Origin of the sequence: Sphingomonas desiccabilis, from assembly GCF_004135605.1 — a bacterium.
Lineage (GTDB): Bacteria > Pseudomonadota > Alphaproteobacteria > Sphingomonadales > Sphingomonadaceae > Sphingomonas > Sphingomonas desiccabilis.
The window spans coordinates 982,268-998,504 of the sequence record NZ_SDPT01000001.1; the positions used below are offsets into that span (position 1 = coordinate 982,268).

Below are 16,237 nucleotides of genomic sequence, written 5' to 3' on the forward strand. Positions count from 1 at the left end.
GCCGGCGCGCTTGGGTGCGCCGGCCGCCCAGCCTGCCAAGACTGCGTGCTCGGCGCGTGCGTCGGCCTGCGCAGGGAGCGCGGTTCGGAAGGGGTGGGGGGTGGCTTACGCCAGCGCGGCGAGTGCCGCTTCGGCCGCGGCCTCGCCGGTGGCGAGGGCGCCGTGCGCGGTCGAGAAGTCGCTCGGCGAACAGGCCTCGCCCGCAAAGAACAGCCGGTCGTCCGGAGCGGCAAGGACGGCGCGGGCATTCGCATGGCCGGGAAGGGCATGGCTGTACGATCCGGCGAAGCCGTCCGCCTGCCCCCAGGCGGAGGCGGCGATCAGCCGCAGGCCGCGCGCGAAATCGGCGCCGAGCAGCGCGCCCAGTTCGTCCCGCGCACAGGCGGCGGTCGCGTCCGCGCCCGCAGCCTCGAGTGCCGCAGCGCCGCTGCCGCCGAAGAAGCACTCCACCACCGGCCGCCCGAACGGGCGCAGGTAATAGCTGCCGGTCTGGCTGGCGTGCGGGTTGCCGAGCAGGTGACTGTCCGGCGGCACCGCCTCCGGCTCCTCCAGCCGCAGGAACAGCTTGTTGGCAAGCCCCAGCGGCAGCTGCGCGGCCGCATGGCAGCGGGCGTCGTAGCGGCCCGGAAGCGCGATCCCTCCGCAGGCGAGCACCGGCGTCGCGACGGTCACGATCGCCGTCCGCGCGCGCACGGCGCCGCGCGGGCTTTCCAGGACGAGCCGGTGCGCCTCGTCGCGGATGCGTCGCACCGGGGTGCCGAGTGCCACCGCCACCCGCGGCAACTGCGAGGCGACCAGCGTTCCGTAGCCGGCGGGCACGCGCCAGTTCTCGTCGCTCGCGGCGTCGTCATAGGCGAGGTAATCGGCCACCGACAGGTCGGCGAGCCCCGTGCCGTTGATGTAGCCGCTCAGCGCCTCGACATAGGCGTTCCACTCGTCCCCGGGCGGCAGCGCGTCAGCGGCGCGATCGCTCGCGGGCGGGTCGCTGCGCAGGCGCGCATCCCATGCCTCGAACGCCCGGTTCGCCGCGGCGCGCTCCGCGGGCGGGAAGCCCAGGTCGCGCAGCTGCTTGCCCCAGGCAGACTCGCTGCGATCGATCGCGAAACCCGCATCCCCTGCGATCTTCACCCACGGGTTGCGATCCGCGGAGTGGAGCCAGCCGCAGCCCATGTCGAGCGGCATGCCCTGGACGCCCAGCGTCCACGCGCGCCCGCCGATGCGGTCGCTCGCCTCCAGCACCAGCACCTCCAGGCCGCGCCCGTGCAGCCGGCGTGCCGCGCCGATGCCGGCAGCACCGGCGCCGATGATGGCGACGTCGACGTCCGTCATTGCGTGCGCGGGTGCGGCTCCGCGGTGGAGGACTGGGCGCGTGCCTCGGCTTCGGGCTTGCCGGGCATGTCCGCCGTGTCGGCGGCTCCCGCCTGCGGCGTGGCCGCCTGCGCGGGGCGCGCCCGTTGCGGGTCGGTCTCCGCGGCGGCGGTGCCGCCCAGGCCGCCGCCGCCCGGCGTTTCGTCCATGCGTGCGTCCGTCAGCACCGCCGCTGCGGTGGTGTCGTCGCGCGCGTCCTTTTGGGGGGTCTCGGGGGCGTTGCTCGGCTGGTTGGTGGCCACAGGCGATCTCCTTGCGGCATTCCAACGCATGAGGCGCCGAGCCTTTCCCCGTCAGACCGCCTTGCTGAAGCGCTGCGCGTCGGGCTGGCGATAACGGTCGAACGCTGCGGCCGCGAGCCGTGCGTAGGGGCGGCCGTCCGGCAGGACGGTCACGCGGGTGCCGTCGATCCGGACGAGGCCCTCGTCCACCAGATCGGCAAGCGCGGGCAGTGCGTCGGGGGCCGGGGCGGCGTCGACGATTCCGTCGCACAGCAGCCGCTCGATCAGGCCCGAGCGCAGCCGGTCGTCCGCCGAGCGTGCGACGCCGCGGACCGCCGCCAGGCCGCCGTTCGCGACCCGCATGCGGTAGCGGCCGACGTGCTTCTCGTTCTGCACCAGCAGCCCGTCGTACTGGCTGATCGAGGAGGCCCCCAGACCGATGATCGCCTCACCCGGCTCATCGGTGAACCCCTGGAAGTTGCGGCGGAGCGCCCCCGTGGCGGCGGCCCGCGCGAGGCTGTCCTGCGGCCGCGCGAAATGGTCGAAGCCGATCGCGGCATAGCCCGCGCCGACCAGCATGTCATAGGCAAGCGCGCTCTGGGCGAAGCGCTGCGCGGCATCCGGCAGCGTTTCGTCCGGGATCATTCGCTGCCGCGGCAGCAGTCGCGGCATGTGCGCATAGCCGAACATGGCGATGCGATCGGGCGCAAGGTCGAGCGCGGCCACGAGCGTCTCGGCGAGGTCCTCGGAAGTCTGGTGGGGCAGGCCGTACATCAGGTCCAGGTTGACCGCGGCGATGCCGGCAGCGCGCAGATCCAGCACCGCCTGGCGCACCATCTCGTACGGCTGGATGCGGTTGATCGCACGCTGCACATGCGGCGCGAAGCACTGCGCGCCCAGGCTCACCCGGGTCACGCCGGCGCGCGCGAGCGCCTCGGCATAAATCGAGTCGAGGGTCCGGGGATCGAGCTCCGCCGCGATCTCCAGTCGTTCGGCGCAAGCGAAGCTCCGGCGCAGCAACTCGGTCAGCCGCACGAAATCTTCGGGCGGCAGCGCATTGGGGCTGCCGCCGCCGAAGTGGATGGCCACGACCCGCCCGCGCATCCGTGCCGCTACCGCGCCGATCTCCTGCTCCAGCGCCGCCAGATAGGCGTCCAGGCGCGAGGCGCGACCGATCGCCCCGGTGTTGCACCCGCAATACCAGCAGATCTCGTGGCAATAGGGGATATGGACGTAGAGCGAGACCGGCGTCTCTGGGGCGATCGCCGCGAGCGCCTCCGCCTGTTCGGCAGGGCCGACGCCGGTGTGGAACTCCGCAGCCGTGGGATAGCTGGTGTAGCGGGGCACGGAGCGGCGCGCGAAATCGGGCAGGTAGCGGTGCATGGCGCCCGCTTTCTGCTCCCGTACGCGCGGACACGTTGACGCGCGTCAAACTCGGGCGCGGGCGTTTGATGCCGGTCAACGCGCCCCACGGCGTCCGACCGCACAAGGCTGGGCGGAGACCCGAGTGACCGACATCCAGCACCTGTTCGAACCAACGCGACGGGCCACCCGCCGCTGGCACGTGATCGACGAGATCGACCTCGTCCCGCTGCTTTGCGAGCATGCGCGCGGCGAACAGCTCTGCCGCCGGCTGGAGGCATGTGCGGACGCGCTGCCGGACCTGCCGGATGCGGAAGCGATCGCAGCGCTTTGCGATGCGCTCGAGGCACAGGCCGTCGAGCGGCCGAGCCGGGAAGACGCGCTGCTGGACGTCCTGTTCGGGGCGGAGGCGCCGCCGCTGGCAGACACGTTGCTGGCGTACATCCGCGCGCAGCACGTCACCTGCGCGGTGCAGGCGCAGGACCTTCTTGCGGTACTTCGCCCGCACGCCGTCGATCGAGGGCCGTGCGCGGCCACCCTGGGTTACATGCTCCGCTGCTTCTTCGAGGGCTGCCGCGCTGCCATGGCGTTCGAGGAGCTGGCGATCCGCACGCTGGCGGAACGCAGGCTCACGCCCGCCGCCCGCCTGCTGCTGGACGACCGGCTCCAGGCGCGCTGCCGGGGCGCCTGAGCCGCAAGCTCAGGCCGGTTCGGCCCGCTCCTCCAGCGCGGCCCGGTCGCGCAGCGTCACCGCACGGCCACCGGGCAGGCCGATCACGCCGGACGCCTTGAGCTTGGTCATCTGCCGGCTCACCGTCTCGATGGTGAGGCCCAGCACGTCGGCGATCTGGCCCCGGGTCAGCGGCAGGTCGAAGGTGATCGGCCCTTCGGCGGTCGCGCGGCAGGCGCTGCTGCCGGCGCGGTCCGCCATGTCGAGCAGGAAGCCGGCGATCTTTTCCTCCGCGGACTTGCGGCCCAGCATCAGCATTCGGCCACGCGCCTCGTCGAGTGCGGCAAAGGTGCGCTGCAGCAGCAGCCGCTCCATGCGCACATGGTCCTCCAGCACCTGCTCGAACTGCTTGCGCGGGAAGACGCACAGTTGGGCATCAGTGAGCGCCGTCACGGTGAAGTCGGCTGCGTCGGCATAGGGGCGGCCGATGAAATCGGCGGGATAGTGCAGGCCAACGATCTGCTCGCGGCCGTCGGCGGTGGAGGCGCTCAGCTTCAGCACGCCCGACAGGAGGTTGGCGCAGATGATGCTCTCATCGCCCGCCCAGATGACCGTCTCTCCCTTGGAGAGCCGCTGGTGCCTACCGAGCGCGTTCAGCGCTTCCAGTTCATGATCGGTAAGGCTGCCGCACAAAGCCAGGTCCCGCACCGAACAATCGGCGCAAATCTCAATCGCTGCCATGCAGGGCCTATACGGAACGTGGATCGATTTGTCGCGCGAAACGCGCCGGTGCCGGAGTTGATGCGGGTCAAGGCGGAGCGAAGCCGGGCGGGAAGATAGGGAGGGGGTCACCGCGCAGCGGCATGTCGCCCGCCGCCCGATGATCCTCCCGCCTTCGACGGGCTGCCGGAGCCTTCCGACAGCCCGCCGCTTTGCGTTCAGATCCCGTGGCGGATCTCGACGCCGGGAATGCCGGGGACGTCCACCTCGAACGCGAACAGGTCGCCTGCATGCGGCTGCTCGGCACGTTCGGCGGCCAACAGGTGCTTGGAGGCGGTGGTGGCATAGAGCGTCTTGCGCTCTGGCCCGCCGAACGCGACCTTGGTGATGGCGCTGACCGGGAAGCGGATCTGCTCCAGCAGCTCGCCCGCGGGCGAGTAGCGGCGCACGCCCCAGCCGTTGTAGAGCCCCACCCAGACGCAGCCTTCCGCATCGACGGTGGGTCCGTCCGGATGACCTTCCGAATTCGGGATCGAGGCGAACAGCCGGGCGTCGCTGAGCGTGCCGTCCTCGCCCACGCTGCACGCGTAGATCAGGCCCTTGCCGGTATCGACGTGATAGATGGTGCGGCCGTCGGGGCTGAACGCTGGGCCGTTGGTGATCGCGCACGACGGCGTGGATGCGACGCAGCGCCCGTCCGCGCCCAGGCGATAGATGGTGCCGCTCTCCGCGGTCTCGCCGTCGTCCATGGTGCCGAACCACAGCCGGCCGTGCGGATCGACGGTGCCGTCGTTCAGCCGGTTGCCCGGATGCTGCGGCTCTGGGTTCACCAGCGGCACGAATGCCCCCGTTGTCGGATCGAAGCGGGCAAGTCCGCTCTGCAGCCCCGCGATCATTCCCCCGTCGGCCGAGGGCAGCACGAAGCCGCATTGCCCCGGCGTCTGCCAGCTCTGGATCGCATTGGTCGCCGGTTCGAGCCGGTGGATGCGGTAGCTCTTGATGTCGACGAACCAGAGCGCGGCATCGCGCTCCACCCACACCGGGCCTTCGCCCAGCGGAGCGCCGAGCTGGACGATGCTGACGGGTTCGCTGCGCTGGACCGCCATCACAGCGCCTCCATGCCACGGGCGCCAAGCGGCGCGGGCACGGGGGACGGATAAGCAAAACGCACGAAGATCACCGGATACTGGCCCTCTTGTCGCGGGGAGGGGGCGTGCGGCCGCAGCAGCGCGACGGGCCCGCAGCGTCCTCTCCTGCCGCCGGTTATGATGGTTCCTGGCAGCATCCGTGGCTCCCCACCAGCTGTCAAGCGGCGGAAGCCACGGCCTTCCGGGCTAGAAACCAGAGAGGAGGCCGCAGTCCACCGCATCGTTAACCCCTCGGTTACCCTGACCTGCGAAGCCAGAAGCGGTTCAGGGGAATGGAAGCGTATCATGTACAAAGCCCACAAGCTGCAGCTGCTCGTCGCCGCTGGTGCCCTCGCCATCGCCGGCTGCGCCCGCAAGCCCGAGCCGGCACCACCGCCGCCGCCCGCGCCGGCTCCGACACCGGCGCCCGCGCCGATGCCCACGCCACCCGCCGGCAGCGCCGCAGGGCTCAGCACGCCGACCGCCTTGCCGGACGGCGGCTATCCGACGCCCAATCGCGCGCTCTCCACGGCCGGGCAGGTGTGGCACCTGCGCAGCGCGCTCAACGTCGCCGCGCTTCAGTGCAACGTCTCGGACCCGACGGTCGTCGCCCAATACAACGCCCTCATCAAGACGCAGGCGAAGAGCTTCGCCGCCGCCCACAAGACGCTGTCGGCCGAGTATCGCGCCGCCGGCGGCGACTGGCAGGACCGGTTCGACGATTCGATGACGCGCCTGTACAATTTCTTCGCCCAGCCGCCGGTGCAGAAGGAGTTCTGCGCCCGCGCCGTGCCGATGATCGCCACGGCCGCCGCACTTCCGGCCGGCGCGTTCGAGAGTTTCGCGACAGGCGCGCTGGCGCAACTCGATCAGCCCTTCGTGGACTTCTACCGCCGCTACGACCTCTACCGGGTCGAGCTCGCGGCCTGGAAGTCGGGCCAGCAATCCCCGATCCCGCGGCTTGGCGTCGATCCGGTGGTGCTGCTCGGCTCCAACGAGGTGACGCTGGCCAAGGGGGTGCGCGTCGCGTCGCGCTGACCCGCACCCGCAGCCCGGCGATTTGCATCGGGCGACCCCCGGCCGCTAGGGGAGGGGAAGGAGACGGGTGCACGCATGGGCCCATTCCTTCACCTACGCATTGGAGTGGCTGTTGGAATCAGTAACGATCGTTCTTGTGCTGCTGCTGGCAGTGGTGATCAGCGGTGCCGTCTCGCGGATGGTGCCCTTCACGGTGCCGGCGCCGCTGGTGCAGATCGCGCTCGGCGCGACGATCGGGCTCGCGGCGGATTGGCGGGTCGCGCTCGATCCGGAACTGTTCTTCTTCCTGTTCCTGCCCCCGCTGCTGTTCCTGGACGGCTGGCGCATTCCCAAGGACGAGTTGCTCAAGGATCTGCCCACGGTGGTCGAGCTGGCGCTCGGCCTGGTCGTGATCACGGTGCTGGGCATGGGGCTGTTCATCCACTGGATGATCCCCGCGATGCCGCTGGCGGTCGCCTTCGCGCTCGCGGCCGTCGTCTCGCCCACTGACCCGATCGCGGTCTCTGCCATCGCGGCGCGCGTGCCGATCCCGAAGCGGATGATGCACATCCTGGAGGGGGAGTCGCTGCTCAACGACGCCTCAGGCCTGGTGTGCCTGCGCTTCGCCATTGCCGCAGCGCTTACCGGCACCTTCTCTGCCTCTGGTGCCGCCCTCAACTTCCTGTGGGTGGCGTTCGGCGGCCTCGCCATCGGCGTTGCCGTAACGATGGCCGTGACCTGGGCCAAGTATCGCTTGTCCAGGCGTTTCGGCGAGGAGATCGGCTCACAGATCCTGGTCAGCCTGCTGATCCCGTTCGGCTCCTACCTGCTGGCGGAGCACTTCCATTGCTCCGGCATTCTGGCGGCGGTGGCGGCCGGCGTGACGATGAGCTTCGCCGAAATCTCGCGTCAGGCGCTCCCCGCCACGCGCGTTCGCCGCAACTCGGTGTGGGACACGATCCAGTTCGCCGCTAACGGCATCATCTTCGTGCTGCTGGGTGAGCAGCTGCCCGGCATCCTGCACGGCGCGCGGGAGACGGTGGCGCAGACCGGGCACCAGAACGTCTGGTGGCTGGCGGCGTATGTGCTCGCGATCACCGTCGGTCTCGCCGCGCTGCGGTTCGCCTGGGTGTGGGTCTCGCTAAGGCTGACGCTGCTGCGCCGCCGCCGCCGCGGCGACGCCGGGCAAAGCCCGGAGTGGCGGCTCGTCGCCGCCATGTCCTTTGCGGGAGTGCGCGGGGCGATCACGCTGGCCGGTGTGCTCACCCTGCCGCTGCTCGCCGCCGACGGAACGCCGTTCCCGGCGCGCGACCTCGCCATCTTCCTGGCCGCAGGGGTGATCGTCACTTCGCTGGTGGTCGCCAGCATCGGGCTTCCGCTGCTGCTGCGGGGCTTGAAGATGCCGGCGGACGCCTCCGCCCAGGCGGAAGAGGATGCCGCGCGCGTCGCCGCTGCCGAGGCTGCGATCCGCGAGATCGAACGCGTCCAGCACGACCTCGCCGCCGGCCGCAATGACGCGGATATGTACGCGTCCGCCGGGGCGCGGATCATGGACCTCTATCGCGAGCGCATCGAGGCGCGCAGCCAGGAAGGGGAGGCGGCGGAGGCGGCACGCCGCGAATATGGCATCGAGCGCGAACTGCGCCTCGCCGGCCTCAAGGCCGAGCGGGCCGCCATCTTCCGCAGCGCGCGCGAGCGACGCATCGGCAGCGCTAGCACCAGCAAGCTGGTGCGCGAGCTCGACCTGATGGAGGCGCGCTACCGGAGTTGAGCGCCGGCGGTGTCCTGTGCCTGGCACCGCGCCAGCATCACGACGCCGCCGAGCAATGCGGGCCGCATCATGAAGAGGATCATCCTGCTCCCGTCCTTCCGCTCGGAAGCATGGACGTGAGATGTTGGGGGCGCCCGGACGTCGTGCAGCCTTGCGCGGCGGAAGATGGAGGCCCGACCGGGAATCGAACCCGGGTGCAAGGATTTGCAGTCCTCTGCGTCACCACTCCGCCATCGGGCCTCGACGTCGGGAGGCGGGCACTTGCTCGGTTTTCGCCTCGCGGTCAACCGGGTTTCGGCCCTCGCTCCACTGTGGGCCAGAAATTGGCGGCGGTCGCTTGGCGGCATCGTGCGCGCGAAGTACATAGCAGCCTTCACAACTAGTGTATTGCACGAATAATACAGACGTGCGACAGGAGCATCATGGACGGTTCGGCAGATACCCTTCGGTTCGAGGAAATGCGCGCGGCGATGGTGGCGAGCCAGCTTCGCACCACCGCTGTCGACGACTCGCGGGTGATCAAGGTGATGGGCGAGGTCCCGCGGGAGCGCTTCGTGCCCGCCGCCGCGCGTCCGATCGCCTATTATGATCGTGACATCGCGCTGGGCAACGGCCGCGCCATGAACGCGCCGCTCGCCTCCGCCCGCCTGATCAACGAGGCGGAGATCGCCTCGACAGACCGGGTGCTGCTGGTCGGCGCCGCCACCGGCTATGTCGCAGCGGTGCTCGCGGAGCTCGCCGGCTCGGTGGTCGCGCTCGAGGAGGATGCGACGCTCGCCGCCCAAGCGCGTGAGGCACTTGCCGGCATGGCCAATGTCACGGTGGTCGAAGGGCCGCTGGTCGAGGGATGGGCCCAGGGCGCGCCCTATGACGCGATCGTCATCGACGGCGCCGTCGAGTTCGTGCCGGACGCGATCGTGCACCAGGCCAAGATCGACGGCCGTGTGACCACCGGCGTGATCGACCGGGGCGTCAGCCGGCTTGCGGCCGGTCGGCGCAGCGAAGGCGGCTTCGGCTTGGTCGACTTTGCGGATGTGGACTGTGTTGTGCTGCCGGGGTTCTCCAAACCGCCCACCTTCCAGTTCTAAAGCCGCGCAAAACCATGGGGGGGAGTATGCGCGCGTTTCGTTGGATCGCCGGGGTCAGTCTCATCGCCTGTGCGGCATCGGCCGCCCAGGCGGAGACGCTGCGTGAGGCGCTGGTGCGCGCCTACAGCAGCAACCCGCAATTGACCGGGGAGCGCGCGAATCTGCGCGCCACCGACGAGGGGGTGCCGCTGGCGCGGGCCTCCGGCCTGCCGCAGCTGAGCGCCGACGGCTCGTATAGCGAGAACGTGCTCAACACGGCGAACAACAGCATCGCCCAGCCGCAGCGGACGGCGGCAGCGGGGGTCAACCTGTCGGTGCCGCTCTATAGCGGCGGCGCGGTGCGCAACTCGGTGCGTGCGGCCGAGCGGCGGGTGGAGGCGGGGCGCGCCAACCTGCGCAGCGTCGAAGCGAACGTGTTCACCCAGGTGGTCGCCGCCTACAACGACGTCCTGCGGGACGAGGCGATCGTGCGCCTCAACCAGCAGAACGTCCGCGTGCTGGAGGTGAACCTCCAGGCCTCGCGCGATCGCTTCGAGGTCGGCGACCTGACCCGTACCGACGTCGCCCAGTCGGAGGCGCGGCTCGCCTCGGCCCAGGCGCAGCTGCGCAGTGCCGAGGCGCAGCTGATCACCAGCCGCGAGAATTACGTCGAAGTGACGGGCGCCCCGCCCGGCACGCTGGCGCCGCCGCCAGAGCTTCCGAACCTGCCGGGGAATCCGCAGGGCGCGGTGTCGGTCGCGGTGGATAACAATCCCTCGCTCCAGGCCGCGCAGCGGGAGAGCGACGCCGCGGGCTTCGATGTCCGCGTCGCGCGCGCGAGCCGCCTGCCGCGGGTGGCCGCGGTGAGCGGCGGCAGCTACTCGACCGTCCTCAACTCGATCCCCGACATCAACGGGATCCGCATCTCGCCGGACGGCGCGTCCGTCACGGCCGGCTTGCAGTTGTCGGTGCCGCTGTTCCAGGGCGGCGGCCCCGCCGCTCAGGTCCGGCGCGCGCAGGCGGTGGAGAGCTCGGCGATCGAGCGGGTGACGCAGGTCGAGCGGGCGGTCGTGTCCGACGCGCGCTCCGCCTTCGCCGCCTGGCAGTCGTCGCTGCGCGTGATCGAGTCCTCGGAAGTGCAGGTTTCCGCCAACCGCCTGTCGCTGGAGGGCGTCCGCGCCGAGAACAGCGTCGGCACGCGCACCATCCTGGACATCCTGAACGCCGAGCAGGAACTGCTCAATTCGCAGGTCCAGCTCGTGTCGGCGCGACGCGACGCCTATGTCGCCGGCTTCGCGCTGCTCGCGGCGATGGGCCGTGCGGAGGCGCAGGACCTGGGGCTGGACGGCGGCGCCCTCTACGACCCGACCACCAACTACAGCCGCGTGCGCAATCGGATCTGGGACTGGGACAGCGATCCCACGCCCAAGCCGGTCGCCACCACCACGGTGGGGACGCCCGCCCAGACGCCGGTCGTCACCCGCGAGCTGGAGCCGGAGTTGCGGCACGATGCCAACCCCTATGGCATCACGGACGGCGCCGATGCCGCCAATCGCCGGGGTGGCGATGCAGCGACGCGCCCCGTTGACACCAATCGTGCAAACCCCGACAGCTGATCGGTCAGGAAGACGGTAACCATGAGGTTCGCGGTGGGGGACATGAGTACCGAGACGTCGATGGAGGACATCCTTTCGTCGATCAAACGGATCATCGCCGAGGAAGGCGACGGTCCCGTCTCGCGCGTCCGCAAGCCGGTCCGTACCCCGGCCCCGGTCTATGACGAGGACGACGAGGACGAGGTGCTGGAGCTGAAGGACGCGGTCAGCGATCCGCTGCCGCCGCGGGCCGCCGCCGCGCCCGTTGCCCCCGCGCCGCAGCCCGAGGTCGATCCCACCATCCTCTCCGCCCGCGCTGCCGAGGCGAGCCGCGGTGCGCTGGAAGCCCTGTCGCGGATGGTGGTGAAGCCGGAAGCCCCGGGCGCCGATTCGCTCGAGGCCTTGGTGCGCGAAATGCTGCGCCCGATGCTCAGCGACTGGCTCGATGCAAAGCTGCCCGCGATCGTCGAGGCGATGGTCGCGCGCGAGATCGCCCGCATCAGCGGCCGCGAGTAAGCGCCCCGGCGCGGGCGCGCTTGCGTCCGCGCGGTGGCTGCGCCATGCGCTCGGCCATGACCGAGCTTGCAAAGACCTTCGATCCCGCCGCCATCGAAACGCGCTGGTATGCGCATTGGGAGGAGCAGGGGCTGTTCCGCCCGGACCGCTCCGGCGCCGAGCCTTGGACGATCGTCAACCCGCCGCCCAACGTGACGGGCAGCCTCCACATCGGCCACGCCCTCGACAACACGCTGCAGGACATCCTGGTCCGCCACGCGCGGCTGCAGGGCAAGGACGCGCGCTGGGTGGTCGGCACCGACCATGCCGGCATCGCCACGCAGATGGTCGTCGAGCGCAACCTCGCCAAGGAAGGCGTGAAGCGCACCGACCTCGGCCGCGAGGCGTTCGTCGACAAGGTCTGGGAGTGGAAAGCCGAGAGCGGCGGCCAGATCACCGGCCAGCTCCGCCGGCTGGGCTGCTCGATGGACTGGGCCAACGAGCGCTTCACGATGGACGAGGGCTTTTCGAAGGCCGTCCTCAAGGTCTTCGTCCAGCTCCATCGCGACGGGCTGCTCTATCGCGACAAGCGGCTGGTGAACTGGGACCCGCATTTCGGCACCGCGATCAGCGACCTGGAGGTCGAAACCCGCGAAGTGCAGGGCAGCTTCTGGCACCTGCGCTATCCGCTGGCGGACGGATCGGGCGAGATCCGCGTCGCCACGACCCGGCCGGAGACGCTGCTCGCCGACATGGCGGTGGCGGTGCATCCCGAGGACCCGCGCTACACCGCGCTGATCGGCAAGCAGGTGCGCCTGCCGATCACCGGCCGGCTGGTGCCGATCGTGGGCGACGAACATGCCGACCCCGCGCTCGGGTCGGGCGCGGTCAAGATCACGCCGGGCCATGACTTCAACGACTTCGAGGTCGGCCGCCGCGCCGGCATCGAGGCGCGCGACATGCTCAACATGCTTGATGCCAAGGCGCAGGTCACCCAGACCGCCGACGGGCTGATCCCGGCCGAGCTGCTCGGCCTCGACCGGTTCGAGGCGCGCAAGGCGATCGTCGCCCGGTTGAAGGAAGAGGGCTTCCTCGTCCCCCACCTCGACAAGGACGGCAACGAGCACGACGCCGAGCCGCGCACCATCCAGACGCCCTATGGCGACCGTTCGGGCGTGGTGATCGAGCCGTGGCTGACCGACCAATGGTATGTCGACGCCAAGACGCTCGCCCAGCCGGCGATCGAGGCGGTGCGCTCGGGCAAGACCCAGATCGTGCCCAAGAGCTGGGAAAAGACCTATTTCAACTGGATGGAAAACATCCAGCCGTGGTGCGTCTCGCGCCAGCTGTGGTGGGGCCACCGGATTCCCGCGTGGTTTGCCGAGGACGGCCGCGCGTTCGTCGCCGAGACCGAGGAGGAGGCGCAGGCACAGGCGGGCGAGGGCGTCGCGCTTACGCGCGATCCCGACGTGCTCGACACCTGGTTTTCCTCCGCGCTTTGGCCGTTCGCGACGCTCGGCTGGCCGGAGAACACCGACCCGACGCTCGGCGGGCGCTACGCCAACGACGTGCTGATCTCGGGCTTCGACATCCTGTTCTTCTGGGATGCGCGCATGATGATGCAGGGGCTGCACTTCATGGGCGAGGTGCCGTTCCGCAAGCTCTACCTGCACGGCCTCGTGCGCGCGGCCGACGGCGCCAAGATGTCCAAGTCCAAGGGCAACACCGTCGATCCGCTCGGGCTGATCGACCGCTATGGCGCCGACGCGCTGCGCTTCTTCATGGCGGCGATGGAAAGCCAGGGCCGCGACATCAAGATGGATGAGAAGCGGGTCGAGGGATACCGCAACTTCGCGACCAAGCTGTGGAACGCGTCGCGCTTCGCCCAGGCGAACGGCATCGGCGCGTCCACCACGCTGGAGCCGCCGGCAGCGACGCTCGCGGTCAACAAGTGGATCGTCGCGGAGACGGTCGCCTGCGTGCAGGCAGTTGACCTGGCGCTCGCCGACCTGCGCTTCGACGGGGCGGCCAACACGATCTACCAGTTCGTCTGGAGCCGCTTCTGCGACTGGTATCTCGAGCTCATCAAGCCGGTGCTGCAGGGCGAGGGAGCCGAGGGCGCCGACGAGACCCGCGCCGTCGCCGGCTGGGTGCTCGACCAGATCCTGGTGCTGCTCCACCCGTTCATGCCCTTCATCACCGAAGAGCTGTGGCATGCGATGGGGACGCGCTCGAACGACCTGATCGTCGCGCGCTGGCCGATCGCCGACGCGCGGGCGCTCGATCCGGCGGCGAGCCAGGAGATCGACTGGGTGATCCGGCTGGTGAGCGAAGTGCGCGCGGCGCGGACCGAACTCAACGTGCCGCCGGGCGCGCGGCTGCCGATCCATGTCCGCGACGCCTCGGCGCTGACGGCCGAGCGGCTGGCAGCGGAGGGGAACGTGCTCGCGCGCCTCGCCCGCGTCGACGTGGCGACGGGCGAGGTGCCTGCGGGCGGCGCGCTGCAGATCGTCGTCGACGAGGCGACCTTCGTGCTGCCGCTGGAAGGCGTCGTGGACCTCGACGCCGAGCGCGCCCGCCTGACCAAGGCGATCGCGGCGGCGGAGAAGGAGCGGGACTCCTTGGCCGCGCGGCTCGACAACCCGAGCTTCGTCGGGCGTGCAAAGCCGGAGGCGGTGGAAAAGGCGCGCGCCGACCACGCCGACAAGGCGGCGGAAGCTGCGCGGCTTCAGGCGGCACTCGGCCGACTAGGGTAAGCGGCCGCGGCAACCGGAGCTTCCGAAGAGGACGGGAGTTCAGGGCCGCGGACTGGCGCTTGTGGCCCTGGGCTCCTGCCTGGGCAGGAGCACGGCCTTGCTGCTTCGGCACCCGGGCGGAAGTCGGGATTCATTAGCCGGTCCGGCAGGAAGCGCGAGCGTTGCGCGACGGGATGCTGACGTTCGTCAGCATGACGGGGGAGGCGCGGAATGCCGTGGTCCCTCGAGTCCCCTCTCAAGCAATCCGCGCTCCTGCGCAGGCAGGAGCCCAGGGCCACTAGCGCACCGTCTGCCTCCCGGTGCTCCTGCTTTCGCAGGAGCACCGGGCGCTACAGGAACACCCTTACCGCCGGCAGCTGTCGCCCGGCCCGGCGTCCAGATCGAGGCACCGCCCGTCGATTTCCTCAGCCGGCACCGGCAGGTGGATCAGCGCGGCGAGCGTCGGCAGGATGTCCACCGTCTCCACGCCGAAGGGCTGTTCGAAACCGGTCATGCCCTTGCGCCAGAACAGCATCGGCACCCGCCGGTCATAGTCCCAGAAGCTGCCGTGCGACGCGACCGTCGAGCCCACCGGCAGCGGCACCGGCGTGACGCGCGGCTTGAGCGGCACCAGCAGGTCGCCCGAACGCTCGGGATCGAACGAGGCGCGCGCGCGCTCCAGCAGCGACCAGGTCTGCGGATCGGTATGGCCCGGCATCCGCGTCGCCAGCACCTGCGCGCGGGTGAAGACCGTTTCCACCTGCGGACTGGCGGAAAGCCGGGCGATCGCCTCGCGCTCCACCGCGGCGCGCTGCGCTGCGGTCAGCTTGGTGTCGTACCAGATGTCGCCGTTCACGCCGCCCAGCAGCACCGGGCCTGCGATCCCCAGCTTCCGGCCGATCTCCTGCCCGACCACCTTCACGTCCAGCGTGCCGCCCTGGCGCGTCGCATCGGGCATGGCGTGGATGGCGTGGCGCTCGGCAATGTCCTGGCCGCCATGGTCGGCGGTCAGCACCACCTGGTAATCGACGCCGGTCGCGTCCAGCACCGCGAAGAAGTCACCGAGCGAGCGGTCGAGCGACAGCATCTGCAGGCACATCTCGCTACCCTCGGTGCCGAAGCCGTGGCCGACATAATCGGTGGCCGAAGCACCGATCGAGATGATGTCGGTGGCCTGGCCCTGGCCAAGCTTCATGTCCTGGATCAGCCCGGCGGCGAGCGCGAGCACGGCGCCGTCGAACTCGGGCGAGCGGCGGAAGGCGTTGGTGTCGCCCGCAGCCCGCTCGAACCGGCCGCTGCCGACCGTGCGGGTGCCGACCTGGATCGGCAGCGAACGCGCCTGGCATAGCGCCGGCAGATCGAGCCCCGGCTGCGCCCGCGCGATCTGCGCGGCGACGGCGGCATTGGCCCGTTGCACCACGGCGGGCATCGTGCGGCCGGCATAGGAGACGAAGCCCTTGCCGCCCCACCACCACAGCTCGTCCACCTTATGGCCGCCCATCATCACGGCAGCCCGATCCTTGCCGGCGACCGAAACGACGCGGGTGGCCGGATCGGCGTTCTTCATCCGCTCGCCCAGCGTCGGCACCTTCAGGTGGCGATCCGAGACCGTGTAGTCGTCGGAGTTGCTGCCGGGCACCGTCTCGTCCTCAGCGCAATAGATCTTCTTGTCCGCGCGCGCTGCCTTCTGGTCGTACCAGTCGTTCGCCATGATGCCGGTGCGATAGGGCCGCGAGCCGGTCAGGATCGTGGAGTGGCCGGGACAGGTCTCGGTCGCGGCATGGCTCTGATAGCCCGAGGGGAACACCGCACCGTCCAGCAATCGCGCGAACCCGCCGGTGAAGCGATTGCGATACTCGGCAAAAAGGTTGGCGGAGAACTGGTCGACCGAGATCGCGACGATCAGCTTGGGGGGCGTGGTCGGGGCCGCAGCCGGTGCAGCAGGAGCCGCTGGCGCTGCGGGGGCTTCCTGCGCGCGCAGCGGTGCCATCGCGGTGCTGCTGAGCAGGCCGGCCGCAATCAGCGACGCAAGCGGACGAACAAGACGCATGAACAAAACTCCTGAGAAAGGCAGGGTGCATCCGGGATG

At 70.3% G+C, this 16,237-nt stretch carries 13 protein-coding genes and 1 tRNA gene; 7 read left to right on the forward strand and 7 right to left on the reverse strand.

What is annotated here, in order from left to right:
* Positions 1–105: 105 nt before the first annotated feature.
* The 3 genes from EO081_RS04725 to hemN are packed head-to-tail and all read right to left on the reverse strand — an operon-like array spanning position 106 to position 2,972.
* Positions 106–1,329 (reverse strand): flavin monoamine oxidase family protein, encoded by a 1,224-nt coding sequence (locus EO081_RS04725; protein WP_129340740.1) that lies wholly within the window; start codon positions 1,327–1,329, stop codon positions 106–108.
* Positions 1,326–1,610 (reverse strand): hypothetical protein, encoded by a 285-nt coding sequence (locus tag EO081_RS04730; protein WP_129340741.1) that lies wholly within the window; start codon positions 1,608–1,610, stop codon positions 1,326–1,328. The genes EO081_RS04725 and EO081_RS04730 overlap by 4 nt, the downstream gene beginning before the upstream one ends.
* 51 nt (positions 1,611–1,661) lie before the next feature.
* The gene (gene hemN / locus EO081_RS04735; protein ID WP_129340742.1) at positions 1,662–2,972 is read right to left on the reverse strand and encodes an oxygen-independent coproporphyrinogen III oxidase; all 1,311 of its coding nucleotides are present in this window, start codon (positions 2,970–2,972) and stop codon (positions 1,662–1,664) included.
* Positions 2,973–3,096: 124 nt separating this feature from the next.
* Here hemN and EO081_RS04740 point away from each other — a divergent pair, with 124 nt between their 5' ends.
* Positions 3,097–3,642 (forward strand): hypothetical protein, encoded by a 546-nt coding sequence (locus EO081_RS04740; protein WP_129340743.1) that lies wholly within the window; start codon positions 3,097–3,099, stop codon positions 3,640–3,642.
* Between the two features lie 9 nt (positions 3,643–3,651).
* On the opposite strand, the gene EO081_RS04745 is transcribed toward EO081_RS04740, so the two are convergent.
* Together EO081_RS04745 and EO081_RS04750 are read right to left on the reverse strand one after the other, a co-directional pair.
* Positions 3,652–4,362, reverse strand: coding sequence for a Crp/Fnr family transcriptional regulator (locus EO081_RS04745; protein ID WP_129340744.1), 711 nt, complete (start codon positions 4,360–4,362; stop codon positions 3,652–3,654).
* 197 nt (positions 4,363–4,559) lie between these two features.
* Positions 4,560–5,447 (reverse strand): SMP-30/gluconolactonase/LRE family protein, encoded by an 888-nt coding sequence (locus EO081_RS04750; RefSeq protein WP_129340745.1) that lies wholly within the window; start codon positions 5,445–5,447, stop codon positions 4,560–4,562.
* A gap of 327 nt (positions 5,448–5,774) precedes the next feature.
* Between EO081_RS04750 and EO081_RS04755 the strand changes: the two genes are divergently transcribed.
* Both EO081_RS04755 and EO081_RS04760 read left to right on the forward strand, forming a co-directional pair.
* Entirely contained in the window at positions 5,775–6,506 is a 732-nt protein-coding gene (locus tag EO081_RS04755; protein WP_129340746.1) for a hypothetical protein, read from the forward strand.
* Positions 6,507–6,618: 112 nt separating this feature from the next.
* Positions 6,619–8,256 carry a Na+/H+ antiporter gene (locus EO081_RS04760; protein ID WP_129341437.1) on the forward strand — a complete coding sequence of 546 codons (1,638 nt, stop codon included), beginning with the start codon at positions 6,619–6,621 and terminating at the stop codon, positions 8,254–8,256.
* 166 nt (positions 8,257–8,422) lie between these two features.
* Here EO081_RS04760 and EO081_RS04765 read toward each other — a convergent pair.
* A tRNA-Cys gene (locus EO081_RS04765) sits at positions 8,423–8,496 on the reverse strand.
* A 182-nt stretch (positions 8,497–8,678) separates the two neighbouring features.
* On the opposite strand from EO081_RS04765, the gene EO081_RS04770 reads away from it, so the two are divergent.
* The 4 genes from EO081_RS04770 to EO081_RS04785 are packed head-to-tail and all read left to right on the forward strand — an operon-like array spanning position 8,679 to position 14,169.
* A complete protein-coding gene (locus EO081_RS04770) occupies positions 8,679–9,344 on the forward strand; it encodes a protein-L-isoaspartate O-methyltransferase family protein (RefSeq protein WP_129340747.1) in 666 nt (221 codons plus the stop codon).
* A 26-nt stretch (positions 9,345–9,370) separates the two neighbouring features.
* Entirely contained in the window at positions 9,371–10,939 is a 1,569-nt protein-coding gene (locus tag EO081_RS04775; RefSeq protein ID WP_129340748.1) for a TolC family outer membrane protein, read from the forward strand.
* 33 nt (positions 10,940–10,972) lie between these two features.
* Positions 10,973–11,434, forward strand: coding sequence for a DUF2497 domain-containing protein (locus tag EO081_RS04780; RefSeq protein ID WP_183947878.1), 462 nt, complete (start codon positions 10,973–10,975; stop codon positions 11,432–11,434).
* A 56-nt stretch (positions 11,435–11,490) separates the two neighbouring features.
* Positions 11,491–14,169 (forward strand): valine--tRNA ligase, encoded by a 2,679-nt coding sequence (locus tag EO081_RS04785; protein WP_129340749.1) that lies wholly within the window; start codon positions 11,491–11,493, stop codon positions 14,167–14,169.
* Positions 14,170–14,512: 343 nt separating this feature from the next.
* Here EO081_RS04785 and EO081_RS04790 read toward each other — a convergent pair whose 3' ends face one another.
* Entirely contained in the window at positions 14,513–16,198 is a 1,686-nt protein-coding gene (locus tag EO081_RS04790) for an alkaline phosphatase family protein (RefSeq protein ID WP_129340750.1), read from the reverse strand.
* Positions 16,199–16,237 lie beyond the last annotated feature (39 nt).